The sequence below is a fragment of the Bartonella harrusi genome (genome assembly GCF_024297065.1).
Lineage (GTDB): Bacteria > Pseudomonadota > Alphaproteobacteria > Rhizobiales > Rhizobiaceae > Bartonella > Bartonella harrusi.
The window spans coordinates 2020830-2040745 of the sequence record NZ_CP101114.1; the positions used below are offsets into that span (position 1 = coordinate 2020830).

Below are 19916 nucleotides of genomic sequence, written 5' to 3' on the forward strand. Positions count from 1 at the left end.
AATATTTTTCATAATCACTTCACAAAAAAGTACTCTCATCATGCTCTTTCTTTAAACTTTAGATTCTAAAAAGCTTCCAATGTGCTTTTTTTGACATTGATACTTTGGCATCAATGAGAAGGAGAAAGTAACTAATTGAAATGAAGGAGTCTTTCAAGATAGTTTTTCTCTGCTTCTAAAATATGCTCCTTACCAAGACGTTTGCGAATTTCCTCTAAAATCTGCCGTGCACGCATTTGATCATTTTCCTGCTGTAATACTGCCCCTTCTTGGTCTGTTTTTGAAGAGAGTGAACGCCCTAATGGATCTATAGGACCACGAACAGCATTTTGACTTCCATCCGTTTCTTTAAGCCTTTCGCGCATTTTTTCCAAAACATTTTGTGCACCTTGCCGCAAGGATTCTAAAGCATCTGACTGACTTTGCATGGACATTTGATTATTACCATAATCAAGAGCCTCTTCTGCAGAGTTCATTTTTTCTTCTGCTTTTTTGAATGCATCATTCGACGCAAATCCTTGCGCTGATAATTCTTTTTCTAACATTGATAATTCAGACTGCAACTCAGCTTGACGTTTTTTTAAAGATTGTCTTTGTTGTTCAGGAACAGTTTCTCCACGTTGTTGTTGCTTTTCTAATTGATGTGTTTCATTGAGAATTTCCTGCTGACGACGCATCAAATCTCCCAATTGATCCATTTTTTCTTTCATCTTTGTGGATTGGTTCCGATCTTGCCCTCCACCTTGATTACCTTTTCGCACTTGCAAATGATCAAGAGTTTGTTCCACTTCTGCCAACAGCTGTTCAGCTGCTAAAGAAGAGCCCATCTTGGCCATTTCCTCAATTAAATTAAGCTTTTTTTCTAATGAATCCTCTGAAAGATTGGGAGGACTAAAATTATTATTGTGAGGATTACTCTTATCTTGTGCATTTTCTGCCAAAGCGTGAATATAATTATCCATAGCCTGTCGTAAATCTGCCATCAGCCGTTCAATTTCTGTTGCTGGGGCCCCATAACGAAGAGCATCACGCAAAGCCGCTTGTGCTTGTTTAAGATTTTTTTGCACAGATTCGAGCTGATTTCCTTCAATTCCCACAGCAATCTGCCATAAATACGCGACAACACCACGCAAATCATCTTCTGTTTCTGCCATAGAAAGCCTTGTCCACGCACTCTGTAGAACAAGAAAATGTGTGAGATTTTGCAACCCCTTTTTTGGACGCACCAGCAAAGCAGCAAGCATATCAAGGGCTCGCTCTTTTTTAGTAGTATCCAGAACCAACATACGACGCAATTCAATCATCGCACGCGCAACAGGATTCGAAAAAACACGTTGTGGTAGTGTCATAACAAAAGTTTTACTGCGCCCTTCTTGCCCCGCCCCATCTTCTGCTACCAAAGTAATTTTAACGTCTAAGCCAGCCCAAGGATGCGCTGATACATCTTGTACCGTACGCATTTTACCCTTTCCCCCACGGGGCAGCAGAAGTTGTATTTCAGGTGCCTTATAAAGAGAAGAAGCACTTTTATGCCCATTTAAAAAAGGCTCTATTTCAACAAAAGCTTTTGTCACGCCATAATCATCATTGAGCGCATAATGAAGTTCCAATGAACCCGTTAAAATCCGCCCTGGCTTTTCTACCCAACGAATTGTTGGATTCTGGTCTTTAATCACTTGCAAATTCCATTGCTGTTTTTTATGCCGCGATGACACCACGAGATTGATTGAACGTTCTAAGCGTGTTTCAAAATGAACGATTGGATCATGCAAAGCACCCTTTTCATTTTTCTTAGTAAACGAAATTTCTCGTGCATCTTCTTTAGCACTCGCTTTTACTGTAACGCCAGCACCGTTGACAACACGGACAACCAAATCACTTCCTTCAGGAACAGCAAACTTTGTCTTGTTATCTTTTGTCAAATAAAGAGGGGGAACATTGGTATAAGCAGGAGGTGTTACCCAAGCATCAATCCGCATTGATGTTTCATCGATCACAGGACGTAAATCAAATGCATCTGCCAAACGTCCTCCTAATGAACCAAAAGAAAAACTAAAAGCACACACACAAAGGAGAATACCTATAGTCCTCAAAGCCAAAGGGTCATAAACCCCACTCTTAAGGTCGATAAATCCGGTTTTTAAATGATATAACTGTTTTGCCATACGGCGTTGATGTTCACGCCAAACAAGTACAGTCAAATCTTCATCATTCTCAGAACATAAACGATCTGTTTGAGCGCTTAAAGGTTGATTTATGAAGCCATTTATACGTTCAAGATGCTGATCAACTTCCCGCATTGTAGGAAAACGAAAACGAATAAGAAAAAATAAACTTCCCACAGCCAAAAAAAACATAAGCCCAAGTAGGAACACATGAGGCCAATAATCTAGAATGCCAAAAACACCCAGCCAACTAAGCGAACAAAAAAGACTGAGAACGAGAAAAAACGGCAACAACCGTACCCACATTCGTTCAAAGAAGAGGATAAACCACACAAAAATGCGCACAAACAAAAGCTTTATTCTTGCAAAACTTTTGATGTTTTCATTTCTCATAGACAAGCACTGTCCCCTTTTGCAGCGGTGAATTGAGATCTCAACTTCTTCTTCGTCTTAAAAGACAAAGATTCTTATCCACCACTCATTCGTAACCAGATTATTTCCTCTCAAATAGGTTTTATTCTCTGACTACTTATATGACTCACTCCATAGGATAACCCAGCAAATCTTACCCTGAATACCCCATTTAACTTTATACTTTTACACTTAGCTGATGCAAAAGAAAACTGAAATCAGAGAGAAACGGCATTACAGAGAAATTCTCTATAAAACAATTTCCAGACAATTAATTTTTTCATTAAAGTTTAGTAAAAATAAGACCAACTATCCTTAACAAGCTTCAATCCAATCTGGAATATGATCACAATCTATCAATTGGGCATAATCAAGACGAGGACGAATAATTGCATAACGCATATCCTGTACGAGAACTTCTGGCACCAAAAGTCGACTATTATAGGTACTTGCCATCACCGCACCATAAGCACCCGCTCCAGTAATCGCTAAAACATCACCTGCCGTTAAAGGCGGTATAGAGCGGTTTAATGCTAAATAATCACCAGTTTCACAAACAGGACCAACAATATCTGCATTGATCAACGCAGCATTCCCCGATGCTTTTTCCACTGGTATAACATTCTGCCACGCATCATAAAGTGTTGGGCGCATAAAATCATTCATTGCCGCATCAACAATAACAAAATTCCGTCCTTCACCCTTTTTTAAATACACAACAGATGTCACCAATAGACCGGCATTACCAATAATACTACGCCCAGGCTCTAGGATAATATTGATTCCTAAAGGTGCGATATGTTTCTTTACCAGCTGTGCATAATCAAAAGGAGTTGGTACTGGATGCTGCTCGCACCCATAAGAAATACCAAGACCCCCACCAATATCAACATGAGTTATTGCATAACCATCATTCCATAATTGACGCACGAAATCTGCGGCAATCATAAATGCATCTTCAAAGGGCTTTAAGTCACAAATTTGGCTACCAATATGAAGATCAACACCACAAACATGAAGACCAGGCAATTGTGCTGCCTTTTTATAAGCATCCCACGCCAATGACAATGGAATACCAAATTTATTCTCGGATCTTCCTGTTGTAATTTTCTTATGTGTTTTAGCATCCACATCTGGATTAATACGCAAAGAAATACATGCTTTCTTTGCAAGTGCCACAGCCCGTGCCGATAATTGTTCAAGTTCTGGTTCTGATTCAACGTTAAAACAATAAATATCTTGTTCAAGAGCAAAGTCTATCTCTTCAATTTTTTTACCAACACCAGAATAGACAATGCGATGAGCAGGAATACCAACAGCAAGCACACGCCGTAATTCTCCCTCTGAGACGACATCCGCTCCCGCTCCATTATTCGCCAAGAGTTGTAAAACCGCTTGATTAGAATTTGCTTTAACCGCATAAGCAATCAAACTCGGCATATCCCGAAATGCATTTTGATAATCTCTAAAATGTGTTACGAGTGCACTTGCTGAATAACAATAAAAAGGTGTTCCAACCTCCCGTGCAAGTTGCAAAAGTGAAACACCTTCAGCATACAGCACATCATGCTGATAAGAAAAAAAATGCATAAAAGCCTCTATTGTATCAATCGGTCGAGAACAAAAGGTTCATCTGCTTTGCTTTGCGGAACAGATGAACCTTGCGAAGAATCCACCACTGCTGAAGGGGGCAATTCTAATGCCCCTTTACGCCCACATCCAACAATAACAACACTCCCCAAAAGAACAATTGTTAAATTCTTCAAAATAATTTTCATACGCCTTTTTTCTCCCTCTTGTTATTTTTTTGGATTTACAAACCAACCATTCAGGTAGTTACAAGGCGTTTTTTCCAATAAGCAATTTGATCAAGCACTTTTGAAGGCGCGGTACCACCAAAACTTTTACGGCTTTTAATTGATTTTTCAACTGTTAAAACCTCAAAAAGCGTTGCACGAATCTCTGGACAAATCGTTTGGAGTTCACGCAACGATAAATCATTTAAACCACATTGTTTTTTTTCCGCCAAAGCTACAGCACACCCGGTAATATGGTGTGCTTCACGAAAAGGAAGCCCTAACTCACGCACCAACCAATCAGCAAAATCAGTTGCGGTAGCATAACCAGAATCAGCGGCGTGTTTCATAGCTTCTTTATTAACTTGCAAATCACCAATAATCCCTATCATTGCTGTCAGAGATAATTCTAGGTTCAAAGCTCCATCAAACACATATTCCTTGTCTTCTTGCATATCTTTTGAATAGGCAAGCGGCAATCCTTTCATCACTGTTAAGAGCCCCATTAATGCCCCATTCAACCGCCCACTTTTAGCACGCACAAGTTCCGCAGCATCGGGATTTCTCTTTTGTGGCATAATAGATGAACCCGTTGAAAAAGCATCCGATAAACGAATAAAATGAAATTGTGCACTTGACCACAGAACAATTTCCTCTGCTAAGCGGGAAAGATGCATTGCACAAAGCGCACCAACGCTTAAAAATTCCAGTGCAAAATCACGATCCGAAACACTATCAATTGAATTGCGCGTTGGTTCTCGAAAACCCAATGTTTTTGCTGTCATAAAACGATCGATTGGAAAGCTTGTTCCTGCCAAAGCAGCAGCTCCTAAAGGCGATTCATTCATTCGTTCAACCGCATCGCACATTCGTGACAAATCTCGACCAAACATTTCAACATAAGCCATCATATAATGGCCAAATGTTACAGGCTGCGCTGATTGTAAATGTGTAAAACCTGGCATAAAGGTTTCAACATGTTGTTCTGCTCGAATAAGTAATTGCTCTATCAATCTTTTTAAAGCTTGCATAATTCTCTGTGAGGCCTCACGCACCCACAAACGAAAATCAACGGCCACTTGATCATTGCGGGAACGCGCCGTATGCAAACGCCCTGCCACGGGACCAATGAATTCTCCCAATCGCGCTTCAATATTCATATGAATATCTTCCAGCTTTCGTGAAAAAACAAATTTCCCTTCCTCAATTTCTTGACGAATAAGCTTTAAACCATGAACAATTTTTTCATAATCCGATTGTGAAATGATCTTTGTTTGCGCTAACATTGCGGCATGAGCAAGCGATCCTTCAATATCTTGCCGATAAAGTTTTTGATCAAAATCAATAGAGGCATTAATTTCTTCCATAATTGCAGCCGGTCCTGCTATAAAGCGGCCACCCCACATCTGGTTCTTTAATTTTTCATCTGCCATACTCTAAAAACACCCATAAAAGGAAAAAAATCATGATTCCTCAAAATTTTACCAACCAAAACAAAAAGAATAAAAAGAGGCTTTTCATCGCATCCTTTTTTGCTGTCCTACTCTTAGCTGCTATCAGTTTATACGCACTAAAAAGCCGCTCTGACAAGAGAGAGTTCTCTTTTACCAACTTTATATCAGGAGAAAAGACCGCAAAAGTCCAAAAAGGACAAGAAGAAAAAATGAGAGCGATCCGAAAAGCAGCAAAAGGATTTTTTACGCACATACGATTTGCTGACACGCCATCAGATATGACACAGCTCTCTTTCAAAGATATTCAAGGAAAAAACCATAAACTCAGTGAATTTACTGGAAAGCCAATATTGGTCAATCTATGGGCGAGTTGGTGTGTACCCTGCCGCACAGAAATGCCAGAATTGGCACAATTAAAACGTGAGTTGGCTGGAGAAAATTTTGATGTCATGGCCATTAATATCGATAAAACTGCTTCTCCTGAAAGAATTCAGCAGTTTTTACAAGATGTTCATGCTGAGAATTTGCTATACTATCGTGATGAAACAATGGATATTTTCAACAATGTTAGAAAACAAGGGCTTGCTTTAGGATTACCCATAACGTTTCTCATTGATAAAAAGGGCCATCTTATTGCTTCCTTCAATGGCGCAGCTCCATGGGCAAATAACGATGCCAAAACCCTTATAAAAGCTATCATAAAAGAAGCATTATAACCTAATAACCACGCCTTTTTAAACGCTGTATCATAAGATCCAGTGCTGATAAAAAAGCAGAACGATCTTTGCGACAAAAAGGACGAGGGCCACTTATCATATTGCCCTGTCCTCGCAAATCTTCCATCAAGTTGCGCATTGCCAAAGCTTGACCGATAGAGCTTATATCGAAAATACGCCCCGTTGGTGAAAGGCAAGCACCTCCAGCCCGCACAACCCGAGCTGCTAAAGGAATATCACTGGTAACAACGATACCCGCTTCATTTACGTGTTCTACAATCCAATCATCGGCACAATCGAGTCCACCAGCAACAACCACTCTTTCAATGAGCGCTTCATCGGGAAGCGATAAGAAACGATTTGCTACCACAAATGTTTTAAGCTGATAACGATTCATCACACGATAAACTTCGTCTTTTACAGGACAAGCATCCGCATCAATCAATAAAGTGATAGCAGGCTTTACCGAACTACTGATATCTTGATTTTCACGCAATAATAAGTTCTTTCATTCATCTAAATGTTGCAAATTCCTGCGATAAAACATGACCGCGGCATTTATTTCAGCGCCTAAAATAAAAATTGCGCTTAATATATAAAGGAAAATAATAGCAACCATAATAGATGCTAACCCCGCATAGGTAGAAATATAATCAAACATTGTCAAATATTGTGCAAAAGCAATGGAAGCGACAAACCATACGAACATTGTCACCACGATTCCTGGGAGAATCTCTGTAAATTTGCGCCGCTCTGCCGGTAGCCATTTATGAACAATCAAAAGACTGACAAATAAAACAACTGCTGCGATTATATAACGCCATAAACGAATAACCCCAATATATTCAGTCATAAAAAAAGGATGATTGTGCATAATCTTGATGAGCAGAGGTGTTAAAATCAACAAAAAGCTGATCATAACCAAGCCAATTGCTCCAAGGATCACAAAAAACAAACTCTGAAAACGACAAAACAACAAACTACGCCGATCAACAACACGATACGCTTTATTCAAAGCAGTACGCAAAGCCTCTATCCCATTAGAAGCAAAATAAGCCGCCCCAATAACAGAAACCGTCAACACTCCTCCCCGCTGAATAGTTAAAACATTAATAATTTCTTTAGATAAAGGCTCTGCAATAACATCTGGTAATAACTGTACTAAAGCTTTGATTTTTTGCGGTGTATAGGTAAAAGCTCCGATAAAACTAGCAAGAGATGTCCCAAAAATGAAAAAAGGAAAAAATGCTAAAAGCCCTGAAAGCGCGATATGACTAGCAAAAGCCCCCCCATTATCACGCCAATAATGGCTTATTGCATTAACAAGAATACGATAACTATGCCAAAAGATATTTTTTAACAAATCTCAATACTTTCTAGTAACACTCTCTTCATCATCACCCTAAATTTTACAAAAATCATCAAGATTAAAAAAACCTTTTTCACTATAAAGGGCTATAATCAATACCGTCAAGTCTCGCTTTATACTAAAATTGAAAAACACAAACGAGCAATGTTACACGTGAAGAGCTAAAGATATGCATAAAACAAAGCATTGATTTATAATCATAATTCATCATTTTGCATACTGGATTAAACTCTCGAATACTGTAAGATTCTCTCATGTTCAATCCTCTCATTTAAAACAAGTAACATCACGCACCTACATGTCATAAGCGGAGTCGGTATCTGGTAAAAAACGCTAAAGAAAGGCATAAAAATGCCGTATGAATCGTCTTTAATGCAAGGGCTGGTAACATTACGAATTAGCAAAGAGAATGGTGTTGCCGATTGTTTCTACTATCCTTGAGATTATCGATAAAATAGATAATATGTTCCAATAAACAAGAAATCTAAGATGCAAATTTAAAGAAGAAACCAAATAATCTTTTTATTTCAAAATAGACCACCGACAGCCAGAAAGCCAACAAATGCACACATGAAATTATCGAGAAACAACATTTAAATGAGCATAAAAACTTTAATTTTCCAAAACGTACAATCACGCAATATGAGGAATTTCTCTGAAGCTTCGTGAGCTTTTTTTTACATCTATAAATGTTTCAAATAATACTCTTACCTTCACAAAACTTTTTGAACACTGATCATCTCTATCCCCAAATTCCCTTTGTTCTTTATGGCAATTCGCATCTTCAAGGAACAGAGATTTCGAAAAGAAACCAGCATAATTTAACAAAAACTTTTTACACATCTTTTTTAGAAACATTTTGGCGTCCAAAATCAGGAGCATCAATTTCCTGTCCCGCTTCAATAATATTACGGCGCACGGCACGGGTACGTGTAAAAAAGTTAAATAACGTCTCACCATCTCCCAAATGGATTGCCCGTTCCAAAGAAGCAAGCCCTTCACTAAAACGGCTCAACATTTCTAAAATAGCATCCTTATTATGCAAACAAATATCGCGCCACATAACCGGATCAGAAGAAGCCAAACGCGTAAAATCACGAAAACCCGAAGCAGAATAAGCAATCACTTCAGAATTTGTCACTTTTTCTAGATCACTCGCTGTCCCAACCGTATTATAAGCAATCAAATGCGGTAAATGCGAAACAATAGCCAAAACAAGATCATGATGTTTGGCATCCATTTTTTCAACACGTGCGCCACAAGCTTCCCAAAACGCTGTCAATTGCCCAACAGCCACAGCATCACTTTCAGCCAAAGGCGTTAAAATACACCATCGATTCATAAATAAGTCAGCAAAACCAGCATCTGGCCCTGAATATTCCGTTCCCGCAATCGGATGACCAGGAATAAAATGAACAGATTTTGGTAATAAAGGTGCTATTTCTGCAATGACCAACGCTTTTGTGGAACCAACATCACTCACAATCGCTCCAGATTTTAAATGATCACGAATGTTTTTTGCTACCTCCACACTTGCACAAACAGGAACAGAAATAATCACGAGATCTGCCCCTTCAACAGCTTTGGCATTATCAGTTGTATAAAAATCTCCAAGTTCTAATTCACGCGCCCTGTCCAATGTTTTTTGACGACGTGTTGCAATAGAAATATGACCGGCGAGATTTTTCTTTTTAATCACCCTTGCTAAAGAAGAGCCAATAAGACCAATCCCAATGAGTGCTATTTTTTCAAATCGGCTTTGGAGCATTTTTTTCCTTTAAAAACTCTTTGAAAACAGAGCAACAAAACAAAAATCCATCTTTACTGTTTATTCAAGATTTATGTATCAAACATTAAAAAAACCACAAGCTACGAAAAAATAAATAATAAAAGTCATGCATCTCCAATACTGACCTAAGCAAACCACCAACAGATTATTTTTTACCTAGAAAATATAAAAAAAGAGAGAGAGAATACGTAACATTAAGCTCTAAAGCTTATCAATCCATCGTTTACAAGCAAAAATGACTGATATATGTTATTTTTACTTTAAAAGAGCACTATTTTATTAAAAAAACAAATAAATTTTACAAGCAAAAAATCTATTTTATAGAACCTCCAAGGTCTTCAAATCAACCACCATAAATACAAACTTTCTCTTCTCAGTAGAGATGTTCCATAGATTATATTAAATTTGATCTTTATGGATATGACACAAAGGATTTGTGTGAACACCTATAAGGATAAGCAGACGCAACAAACCTATTGTGTCATCGTTGTTGTTTTGCAAACTGTTTGAGAAAAATCCGATATTTTTTTCCAAGCCATTGCCGCCCTATTCATAGTTTTATGACGTTGTTTATCTAAAACAATATATTGATTTATAAAGATAAATCATGTTTTTACAACTTGTATCATAATCAGAAATATTATAAGATTCTTTCATCTTGAATCAAGTAGGACTGAAATAAAATAATCTTACGATTATTCAGGAATCTTATTCAACATGCAAAACGCTAAATTATTATAAATTAATATTTTGTCTGTTTTAAGCAGCTTTTTGACGCCGTGCAGTAATTGTAAGTCCCAGCAAAATTTGACGAACGATCGCTTCGCTTAAAAGTGGGTTTTTACGACTTTCTAAAACAGCACTTTGAATTCTTTCCATTGCATAGGAAATATGTTCTAACTTCCAATATCTTAAAGCTTGTTCAACTGCTTTTCTCCGTTGAAAAAAAATGGGAGGGCGGGCTTGAGAAATCGCTATAGAAGGAGATTTTCCTTCAATCTCGACTTGATAACGTAACAATTGCAATTGTTGAAAATGTCTTTGTGCCGTACTTAAAATAAGAAAAACTGTACTCTGCAATGTTGCATGTCTACTAAAATGATTCTCAAAACCTGTTATATCACCCAATAAAAGAGCATCAATCACGTCATCAAGAGAAAGAATGCTGACATTACTTACAACAGCTTTGACATCTTCGAGAGTGATATGAATACCCGAAGCATAAAGACAAAGCTTTTCTAACTCACTTCGTGATACAAGACGATCCCCACCCAAACTTTCGTGCAACCACTTTCGTGCATCCAAAGAAAGAGTCTTCTTAAAATGACCCAAAACCTCATCAATCAGTCCATCAAGAGAACGAGCATCATCTGCAAAACAGGGCAAAGCCATTGCTTTTTCTGCCGTTTCAACGGCATTACGCAATCCTGTTCCTTTTTTCAAATCCCCTGCCTCAATGAGAATAAAACTTTTCTCTGGTGGTCCCTCAATTAAAGACTTCAAAGCTGTAAGAAAACCTTTTTGATTAGCAGCATGAGAGATCCATATTAAACGGTCTCCTCCGAAAAGTGATAAAGTACGAGCTTCATTTTCTAAACGGGTAGGATCTTTATCAATTTCAGTTGCATCCAAACGAATCGTTGAAAACGGGTCTTCTATAGCTATCCTTGTAAGCTTAGCAAAATGCTGCGCACGTTCACAAACAAGACCACGATCTGGCCCATAAATGAGGACAATAGGAAAAGAACGTGAAAAACGCGTTAGAAAATGATCAACTTCATGCGCTTTTTTCTGAGCCAAAATATTAATCCATTAAGAGTTCATCATCATCGAGAGCTTCTCCACGAACCTTCTGAAACATACCGATAAGATCGCTTACATCCAATCCTTTACGTTCCTCTTGACGCACATCTAAAATCACTTTCCCCCCATGCAACATCAGTGTACGATCTCCATGATCAAGAGCCTGGCGCATAGAATGTGTTACCATAATAGTTGTTAATTTTTTCTCTTCAACAATTTTTTCTGTCAACCGCATAACAAAATCAGCCATTCCAGGATCTAATGCTGAAGTATGCTCATCAAGCAATAAAACATCTGCATAGGCTAAAGTTGCCATCACAAGACAAACAGCTTGACGTTGCCCCCCTGACAAACTGTCCATAGGGTTATGAATACATGTCTCAAGACCAATGCCTAATTGGGCAATTTCATCACGAAAAAATTGCCGTTTTTTATAATTCAACGCTGAACGAAAACCACGACGCCTCCCGCGCATAGCAGCAAGAGCCAAATTTTCTTCAATGGTTAAAGAACCGCAGCTACCCATTAATGAATCTTGGAAAACACAAGCAATTCTATCGGCTCTCTCACTGACTGATTGTTTGGAAATATTTTGCCCATTGATAATCACTTTTCCCTCTGTAGGGGAAATCGCACCCGCTAGCACGCTCAGCAAAGTTGATTTACCGGCGCCATTCGAACCAATAATCGTGACAAAACCACCCCGATCAATTTTGAGATTAATGTCAATGAGGGCTTGTTTTTCCAAAGGTGTTTTTGGTTTAAATGTGACTCCGACATGAGAAAACTCAATCATGTTTAAGCCTCCCCCAATAACGCGGTATAATGAGAGCTGAAGCAACTAACAACGCGGTAATCAATTGAAGGTCTGTCGACGTATCAATACCAATCGCATTTGCTTCAAAAGCAAACTGCACTGCAACACGGTAAAGAACAGATCCAACAATACAACTGATGATAATCCACAAAATACTACGCGTACGAAAAAGAGTTTCACCAATAATAACCGCAGCTAAACCGAAAACTATCGTCCCAGCGCCCCCGGTAATATCAGTAGCAATTGCAGTTTGAATATAAAGGGAACCTCCAAGCGCAACGCATGCATTTGAAAGCCCCATACCAAAATAAATTAACGCTGATCTGTGAATCCCTTGTGCCGTAGCCATACGTGGATTGGTGCCCATTGCTCTCATAGCAAGACCTATTTCGCTTTCTAAAAAGCGCCAAATAAAAAATGCCACAATCAATAATACAGAACCAATAAAAAGAGGACGCACAAAAATATCAGGTAACCCCCATAAACCATAGAAAGGAGTTAAAACAGTATCAGAAAGAGCCAAATTAACATTAGAGCCTCCCATAATCCCCATGATACGGAGATTAACCGTATAAAGCGCTGACATTGTTAAAATTGAAGCCAAAAGATTTAAAATACCAAAATGCAAATTCAGCAACGCTGTTAACAAACCAGCAAGCATACCCGCGCAAAAAGCGCACGCCATCGCCACCCATGGATTGAAGCCCAAAAGAATCAAAACACCACAGACAGATGACCCGAGAAGGAATGATCCATCAACAGTTAAATCAGGAAAATCTAAGACGCGGAATGAGAGATAAACTCCAATTGCAACAAACGCATAAATAAGACCTAATTCTACCGCACCAGAAAGTGCAAATATATTCATCCAAAGTATTCCCCATAAAAACTTAATACACGTTTACCGTATCAACATCACATTAATGGAGACCTATTGAAGAATTTTTGTTGCACGTTCAATAACTGCTTGCGGGATAATAATACCAGCTTTTTTAGCTGCTTTCATATCAATACGGATATCATTATTAGCCGCTAGTACAACATCAATATCACCAGGCTTTTCACCCTTTAAAACACGCACAGCCAACTTCCCAGCATCAACCCCCACATCATAGAAATTGACACCTTGGGTCATAAAAGGTCCACGTCCTATAGAATTAAAGTCAACAGAAAATACAGGAATGTTTGCTTCCTGAGCAACTTTTACTGCTCCTTCTAAAGAAGACAGGATTGTATTATCAGCAGGAATAAAAACCATATCGACCTTACCAATTAAGGCACGTGTTGCCGCTTGAACATCAGAAAGCTTAGGCGCAGATGAAGGAACAACTTCAATTCCCACTTTAGTGGCTTCTTCTTTTAACGTCTTAAGCGTTGACACTGAATTTGCTTCAGAAGCATTATAAAGATAACCAAGTTTTTTCAAATTTGGTTTTACTTCCCGCAAAAGATTAAGACTCCCCGCAATATCTATACGATCAGAAGCCCCTGTTACATTACCACCAGGCTTGATAAGGGAAGGGACTATTTTTGCTCCAACAGGATCAGAAATTGCAGCAAAAACAATAGGAATCGTCTTTGTTGCTGCAAACATTGTTTGTGCTGAAGGCGTAGTAATTGCTACAATAACATCAGGTTTATCACCAACAAATTTACGTGCAATTTGTGTTGCTGTAGAAATATTGCCCTGTGCTGATAAAAAAGTGAGTTCAAAATTTTCACCCTGCTTATAGCCACTTTCCGCCAACGCATCTTCCACTCCTTTGCGCACAGCGTCTGCAGCAGGATGTGACATAATTTGCGTAATTGCCACTTTAACATGTTTAACGTGATCACTTGCTTTTGCAAAACCATTCATAATAAAAAAAGTTGCAATCACAATCCCCCATATGCTTACCCTTTTCGACATTCTACTTCGCCCCTCTTAGCAACAATTAAAGGAGGATAATCTATTGAAAAGGAATACTAAAATCAATCTTTATTTTCATTTCTGAAATATTCATAAAATAAATCAAACTGAAATGTTATTTTTTTGTTGCAATTCGCTAAAGCCTACGCCATACAAGCAGCATCTGAAGCGAATATATTTCGAATCGATGAGCGGGTGTAGCTCAGGGGTAGAGCACAACCTTGCCAAGGTTGGGGTCGTGGGTTCGAATCCCATCGCCCGCTCCATAAGTTGCAAAGGAATTGTAGCTTGCTACTAGTGTAGCTTGCCACTAGGTTTTGCAGCAATTCATTTTTTTTCACAGAGTTTTTAAGCGGTTTTCAGAGAAGCTTTAAGAGGTGTTTAGAGTCTGTAGCTTGCCACTAGGTTTTGCACAATTTGACACTAGGTTTTGCAGCAATTCATTTTTTTTCACAGAGCTTTTAAGCGGTTTTCAGAGAAGCTTTAAGAGGTGTTTAGAGTCGCTTTCATGAGTTCTTATTTTGCCCTGACCAGAATCACAATTTAAGATGATTCATCTCTTCCAATAACCCCATTATTTGACACCTAAAATCTGTAAAACATGCATGCAGAGACCAACAAATTTTGTATCATTTGCATCATATTTTGTAAAAATAACCTCCTTTTCAAAGGATTTTCATTTTTTCAAAGGGCTCTCAAAGGGTCTTCAAAGGCCTTTCAAAGGTCATTTATTGCCTCTTTTAGGGGAATTGAATAATCGTTTCTTCCTATCCCAAGCATATTACTAAAAAGAGAAAAAGCATTTGAGCAATTGGGGCAACTTGACCCTATTGCTCTTTAGCATGCAATTGTGCAATGTTTGCACTATTGTTGGTGTAAGGAATTGGGTAAACATTACCCTATTGCTCATCTTCACGCACTTGGTGCAACCTACACCAATTTCTTCAAATGCCTATCATCATCAATCAAAAGGTCAAGTTGACCCTTTGATTTTTTATCCCCTTCACACTTTATATATTGTGATTTAAAAATGCATTATCGCTTCCTTGAGCAATTGGGGCAACTTGCACCTATTGCATGATAACAAATAATTCGGTCAACTTGACCCTATTTCTCATCAGCAAACCAAAGTGCAATGTTTCCACTTTGATTCACATGCGCATCACCGATCAAAGGGTAAACTTTACTTTTTGATTTTCTTGTGCACGGCATTCTACGAGGTTGACTTTTCCCATGGCTGTTTTCCCTTTTCTGGTGCCTCTAAGGTGATTTCTGTGGTATAGCCGCTTTGTTTCTCATAGCGGTGGGTGACGGTTGCGGCTTTCCATGCTCCATTGATTTGCTCGCGGAACCCTTGCAAAATGAGAGGTTGATCGGCCATGATTTCTGGACGCCCCTCTAAAGCCAAAGAACCACTGCCCATACCACGACAAAGCCGGTCCGATTCTGATGCGGCAGCAGCCAAAGCTTCCTCTCTGCAAGGATAGCAACCACGCAAACGCCGTGTGGGGCCTTGGAGATTCGTGCGATATTTGACAGACAGCTGTTTTCCTTGCGAGCGATCAAAATAGGTTGATTCAACGCTGCCATATTGGGTGCGTGGCTCGAGGGTAAATTCCCAACTGGAACAATCATGCTTGGCAAGAGTGATTGCCGGTAAATTGTTGCCGCTTAAAAATAAAAACTTATTGTCTTTGATAAAAAAACGTGCCTGCATACGCTCCGCAAGGCGGGTTAAAAAATCAATTGTCGACTGATTGGTGCACACCACATAAGGCAAGGTTTTGCTATAAAACTCTTGGTCGACTTTGGCTTGATAACCATGACGCTTGGCTAAGCTTTCGACAATCTCACCAATGGTTTGATTGTCAAAATGCTCACTTGTCTGTTCTTTGAGTTCGCCACGCATCGAAGCGCTTTTGCCGCAAAGGCGTAAAATCTCTCCATCACTGCCCCCGATACTGATAACCGATTCGACAACAAAACGCCCCATAACAGCACTGATGCTGTCCTGATAACCAAACTTCACCTGCAGAGTGCTGTTCTTTTGTGGAACCTCTAAATCATTGTCACATCTTATACCCAATCAAATCTTTATCAGTCTTTGTATAATTGGAAAACAAAGCAGAACGAATCAACAAACCACAGAGTAATTTTTTTTACATCAATTGCATTATTCATTCTTCCATAATTCATAAAAATGGTGCAGTGGTCCTCGCCCTTTTCCTACATGTAAAGCGCTTGAAGCAGATAAAGCACCACTCAAATAGTTTTTTGCTTGTTTAACAGCACAAACCAAAGGCTTTGTCGGCAACAAAGCTGCGATAGCAGCAGAAATGGTACAACCTGTACCGTGATCATGCGTGGTGGTAAGACGAGGGGCTTCAAGCATGATAAGGTCTTCACCGTCACAATAAAGATCTGGACTAGAAGAATCGTGATTTGCTGTCCTTTTGCTTGCAGGATTATTTAAATGCCCCCCCTTCAATAGGACTGCATGGCATCCTAATGCCAAAAGCTGCGGCCCATATTGGTACATAGTATCTAACGACCATTGCACTTCACTTCCCAATAACAAAGCTGCTTCAGGCAAATTGGGCGTAACCAAAGTCGCTATTGGCACAAGAACATCACGCATAACTTCAATTGTATCAGGTGTTAAAAGAACATCTCCACTTTTTGCTACCATAACCGGATCAAAAACAATAAAACGCGGTTTATGATAAGTTAAACGCTCCGCTATAATTTGCGCAATCTGAGCATTTGCCACCATACCAATTTTAACGGCATCGACCTCAATATCTTCAAATACAGAATCAATTTGATCAGCAACAAAAGAAGCGTCCAATGCCTGAAAAGCACGCACACCTTGTGTATTTTGTGCAACAACAGCTGTAACCACGCTCATGCCGTAGGTTTTCATTGCTGAAAACACCTTTAAATCCGCTTGCATTCCAGCGCCACCAGAAGGATCAGTCCCTGCAATAGATAAAATTCGTGGAATAAAAAGTTTGTCTCGGCTACTTTGTGGTTTCATCAGCCTATTTCCTTATGTTTTTAAATATCAGAAAAGAGGTCCCTGAAAAAAGAGAGCTTTGAAAAAACATAAAGAATGATGTTTTCTCATGTAAAGTACGTTATATACACAGTCTCACGATAGATATAAAATGGAAAATCATAGTGCTTATTCTTCGTTCTCTTCTTTTTACATTCGCTTTTTATACAACAACTTTTGTACAAATGATTCTTTACGCTCCAGTCTATTTTCTAATGCCACGTAAAAAAGCATGGATTGTTCCTAAAACATGGGCGCGCGTTACACTCTTTTTACAAAAATACATTGCGGGCACAGACTATGAAATTGAAGGGTTAGAAAATCTCCCCAAAGGGGCCTACATTATCGCTCCAAAGCACCAATCCGCATGGGAAACCTTTGGTCTTGTTCCCTTTCTTGATGACCCTGCTCTAATCCTAAAACGTGAATTAACATGGATTCCGCTTTTTGGCTGGTATATGGCGAAAACACAAATTATCCCCATTAATCGAACAACACCCATTAAAGCCTTAAAAACCATCATACAAAAAGCGAAAAAAAAAGCAAAACAAGGGCGTCAAATTTTGATTTTTCCGGAAGGGACACGTCGACAACCAGGTCAAGAACCAGATTATAAATCAGGGATTGTGGCTCTTTATAATGAGCTAGAGCTTCAAGTTGTTCCCATTGCGCATAATGCTGGTTTATATTGGCCTCGAGGGAATTTTCGCCGCTATCCCGGAACAATCCGTGTTCGCATTCTTCCCCCCATAGAAGCTGGTTTAAGCAAACGTGATTTCCTAGAGAAACTTGTGCAAAAAACAGAAAAAGCTTGCGATAAATTGCTTTTATTAGCAGCCCAAGATCCTAATGCTCCACCTATGCCACCTTCTGCTGTAAAAAAGCTTCAAGAATTAAATCATGATGAAACCACGCAATGACTTAATAGCGGGTAATTTATCACTTTTTATATCGAACTGAAAGTATAGAATAGGGAATATTTATTCTCATTCCTTAAATAATGAAGCATCAAAATTTGCTTACAGCTTACAAAAGAAAACAGCATGTAAACAAAAATATGTGAAAAAGAAACGAACATATCTCTTAGTGAATACTCTCAAATGCAAAAGCCATTGAAGATTTAGAAATAAGCAAAGAGAGTGTAATGTCAACTTATATCTCTATAAGAACAAAAGTGATGATACCCTATAGACTTTATATTATACTATTTGCAAGCAGTGCTAAAATATGAAACTGGAGCGAATAAAGTATCTCTTTAAAGAAAAAGCTTAGACAAACAAAAGACAAAGCATTACACAATATCCATTGTGAAAAAGATAGTGCCATAAAGATATTTGAAAATTGCAAAGTTAAATTCAAAGGGAAAAAGCAAAGTTAAATGCTGATTTTATCCCTGAAGAAAAGTGAAGACAATATAAATGGTATTAACCATCTATCTTCTCTGTTCTGGATTCAAAAGTTTTGTGTGCTACATTAAAACAGTTCTAAATAATGAATAAGTAGAAATTGGACTTAACTTAATGCGGCAACTTTTCTATAATTTACTTTTAGCTCTCATTTTAAGTTTTACGAGTACCTTTGCTTTCGCTCAACCCTTTATCTCTGTTGACGTTGCAACTGGACGCATTTTAGAACACCATCAAGCTTTTGAGCGCTGGTATCCTGCCTCTTTAACAAAATTAATGACTGTTTATGTTATTTTTCGTGCCATGAGTCGAGGGGAAATTTCACCAAACAAACACATCACTCTTAGCGAATATGCAGTAAAGGCTCCAGCTTACCGTTCAGGTTATAAAGCTGGTTCCGTTCTCAGCCTTGATACAGCCTTAACGATTACTCTGGTTAAGTCCACCAATGATTTAGCTATTGCTATGAGTGAAGCGGTTGCTGGTTCACAAGAAGCTTTTGTACGAAAAATGAATGCTGCTGCGCGACGTCTTGGCATGTTTGGAACACATTTTGCGAATGCAAGTGGATTACCAGACCCACACAATTATTCTACAGCCCGTGATATTGCTCTTTTAGCGGTTCAAATTCGTCGAGAGTTTCCTCAATATACGCATTATTTTTCTATTCCAGCCATTGATTTTGGTAACAAACGAAAAATTCAACAAAATTCAAACAATCTCATTGGTCGTTTTTATGGAATAGATGGTATGAAAACAGGCTTTATTTGTGCTTCTGGTTTCAATCTTGTTGCCTCAGCAACCCGTAAAAACCGCACAATTATTGCTGTCATTTTAGGTTCTAACAACGTAAGTGAAAGAGAAGAAAAAGCCGCACAACTGCTTGAGACAGGGTTTTCCCATAAAGGTCTACCCCAATTAACACTGGAAACACTAAAACCCTATGGTGCCAAAATAACAAAAGTAAGCAATATGAGGCAACAAATGTGCACTCCTGAAGCCATAAAAATGCATGCGGAATCTTATGACAATCAAGGAAAGATTATCCTCACCTCACCTTTCATCACTCCTTCACCTTCTTCTGTACATCCTTTACAAGTACGTCTTATTCGCGCACCACAAGAACACAAAATTATAGCAAAACCGCCCAAAAAACTTTACATTCCGCATCAAAAGCCATCCCCTCGCCCTATAACAAAGGCAATAAACCACGGTCGATGATACAT

At 38.8% G+C, this 19916-nt stretch carries 15 protein-coding genes, 1 tRNA gene and 1 pseudogene; 4 read left to right on the forward strand and 13 right to left on the reverse strand.

Features of this window, described 5'->3' with window-relative positions; all coding sequences use genetic code 11:
• Positions 1 to 131: 131 nt before the first annotated feature.
• The 4 genes from NMK50_RS09545 to argH all read right to left on the reverse strand — a co-directional run bounded on the left by NMK50_RS09545 (position 132) and on the right by argH (position 5805).
• Positions 132 to 2558, reverse strand: a complete 2427-nt coding sequence (locus tag NMK50_RS09545; RefSeq protein ID WP_254771238.1) for a TIGR02302 family protein — start codon at positions 2556 to 2558, stop codon at positions 132 to 134.
• A gap of 333 nt (positions 2559 to 2891) precedes the next feature.
• Positions 2892 to 4166 (reverse strand): diaminopimelate decarboxylase, encoded by a 1275-nt coding sequence (lysA, locus tag NMK50_RS09550; protein ID WP_254770256.1) that lies wholly within the window; start codon positions 4164 to 4166, stop codon positions 2892 to 2894.
• A gap of 8 nt (positions 4167 to 4174) precedes the next feature.
• Positions 4175 to 4354, reverse strand: a complete 180-nt coding sequence (lptM, locus tag NMK50_RS09555) for an LPS translocon maturation chaperone LptM (protein WP_254770257.1) — start codon at positions 4352 to 4354, stop codon at positions 4175 to 4177.
• 50 nt (positions 4355 to 4404) lie between these two features.
• Positions 4405 to 5805 (reverse strand): argininosuccinate lyase, encoded by a 1401-nt coding sequence (gene argH, locus NMK50_RS09560; protein ID WP_254770258.1) that lies wholly within the window; start codon positions 5803 to 5805, stop codon positions 4405 to 4407.
• A 32-nt stretch (positions 5806 to 5837) separates the two neighbouring features.
• Here argH and NMK50_RS09565 point away from each other — a divergent pair, with 32 nt between their 5' ends.
• Positions 5838 to 6542 (forward strand): TlpA disulfide reductase family protein, encoded by a 705-nt coding sequence (locus tag NMK50_RS09565; protein WP_254770259.1) that lies wholly within the window; start codon positions 5838 to 5840, stop codon positions 6540 to 6542.
• A 1-nt stretch (position 6543) separates the two neighbouring features.
• On the opposite strand, the gene NMK50_RS09570 is transcribed toward NMK50_RS09565, so the two are convergent.
• The 7 genes from NMK50_RS09570 to NMK50_RS09600 all read right to left on the reverse strand — a co-directional run bounded on the left by NMK50_RS09570 (position 6544) and on the right by NMK50_RS09600 (position 14229).
• Complete coding sequence (locus NMK50_RS09570) at positions 6544 to 7038, reverse strand: YaiI/YqxD family protein (RefSeq protein ID WP_254770260.1); 495 nt, start codon at positions 7036 to 7038, stop codon at positions 6544 to 6546.
• Between the two features lie 12 nt (positions 7039 to 7050).
• The gene (locus tag NMK50_RS09575) at positions 7051 to 7905 is read right to left on the reverse strand and encodes a YihY/virulence factor BrkB family protein (protein WP_254770261.1); all 855 of its coding nucleotides are present in this window, start codon (positions 7903 to 7905) and stop codon (positions 7051 to 7053) included.
• Positions 7906 to 8746: 841 nt separating this feature from the next.
• Positions 8747 to 9679 (reverse strand): prephenate/arogenate dehydrogenase family protein, encoded by a 933-nt coding sequence (locus NMK50_RS09580; protein ID WP_254770262.1) that lies wholly within the window; start codon positions 9677 to 9679, stop codon positions 8747 to 8749.
• A 780-nt stretch (positions 9680 to 10459) separates the two neighbouring features.
• Positions 10460 to 11500 (reverse strand): DNA polymerase III subunit delta, encoded by a 1041-nt coding sequence (gene holA / locus NMK50_RS09585; protein WP_254770263.1) that lies wholly within the window; start codon positions 11498 to 11500, stop codon positions 10460 to 10462.
• 4 nt (positions 11501 to 11504) lie between these two features.
• Positions 11505 to 12299: an ABC transporter ATP-binding protein gene (locus NMK50_RS09590; protein ID WP_254770264.1), complete on the reverse strand. Its 795-nt coding sequence runs from the start codon at positions 12297 to 12299 to the stop codon at positions 11505 to 11507.
• Complete coding sequence (locus tag NMK50_RS09595) at positions 12292 to 13188, reverse strand: ABC transporter permease (protein WP_254770265.1); 897 nt, start codon at positions 13186 to 13188, stop codon at positions 12292 to 12294. Before NMK50_RS09595 ends, NMK50_RS09590 begins: the two co-directional genes overlap by 8 nt.
• 63 nt (positions 13189 to 13251) lie before the next feature.
• On the reverse strand, positions 13252 to 14229 hold the full coding sequence (locus NMK50_RS09600) for an ABC transporter substrate-binding protein (RefSeq protein WP_254770266.1): 978 nt from the start codon (positions 14227 to 14229) through the stop codon (positions 13252 to 13254).
• 191 nt (positions 14230 to 14420) lie between these two features.
• On the opposite strand from NMK50_RS09600, the gene NMK50_RS09605 reads away from it, so the two are divergent.
• Positions 14421 to 14495, forward strand: a tRNA-Gly gene (locus NMK50_RS09605).
• A gap of 947 nt (positions 14496 to 15442) precedes the next feature.
• Here the strand turns inward: NMK50_RS09605 and NMK50_RS09610 are convergent.
• Positions 15443 to 16297: pseudogene (locus NMK50_RS09610) on the reverse strand (phage late control D family protein); the annotation flags it as partial.
• Between the two features lie 105 nt (positions 16298 to 16402).
• Positions 16403 to 17266, reverse strand: a complete 864-nt coding sequence (gene thiD / locus NMK50_RS09615; RefSeq protein WP_254770268.1) for a bifunctional hydroxymethylpyrimidine kinase/phosphomethylpyrimidine kinase — start codon at positions 17264 to 17266, stop codon at positions 16403 to 16405.
• Between the two features lie 143 nt (positions 17267 to 17409).
• Here thiD and NMK50_RS09620 point away from each other — a divergent pair, with 143 nt between their 5' ends.
• Together NMK50_RS09620 and NMK50_RS09625 are read left to right on the forward strand one after the other, a co-directional pair.
• Positions 17410 to 18204 carry a lysophospholipid acyltransferase family protein gene (locus NMK50_RS09620; protein ID WP_254770269.1) on the forward strand — a complete coding sequence of 265 codons (795 nt, stop codon included), beginning with the start codon at positions 17410 to 17412 and terminating at the stop codon, positions 18202 to 18204.
• Between the two features lie 600 nt (positions 18205 to 18804).
• Complete coding sequence (locus NMK50_RS09625; protein WP_254770270.1) at positions 18805 to 19911, forward strand: D-alanyl-D-alanine carboxypeptidase family protein; 1107 nt, start codon at positions 18805 to 18807, stop codon at positions 19909 to 19911.
• Positions 19912 to 19916 lie beyond the last annotated feature (5 nt).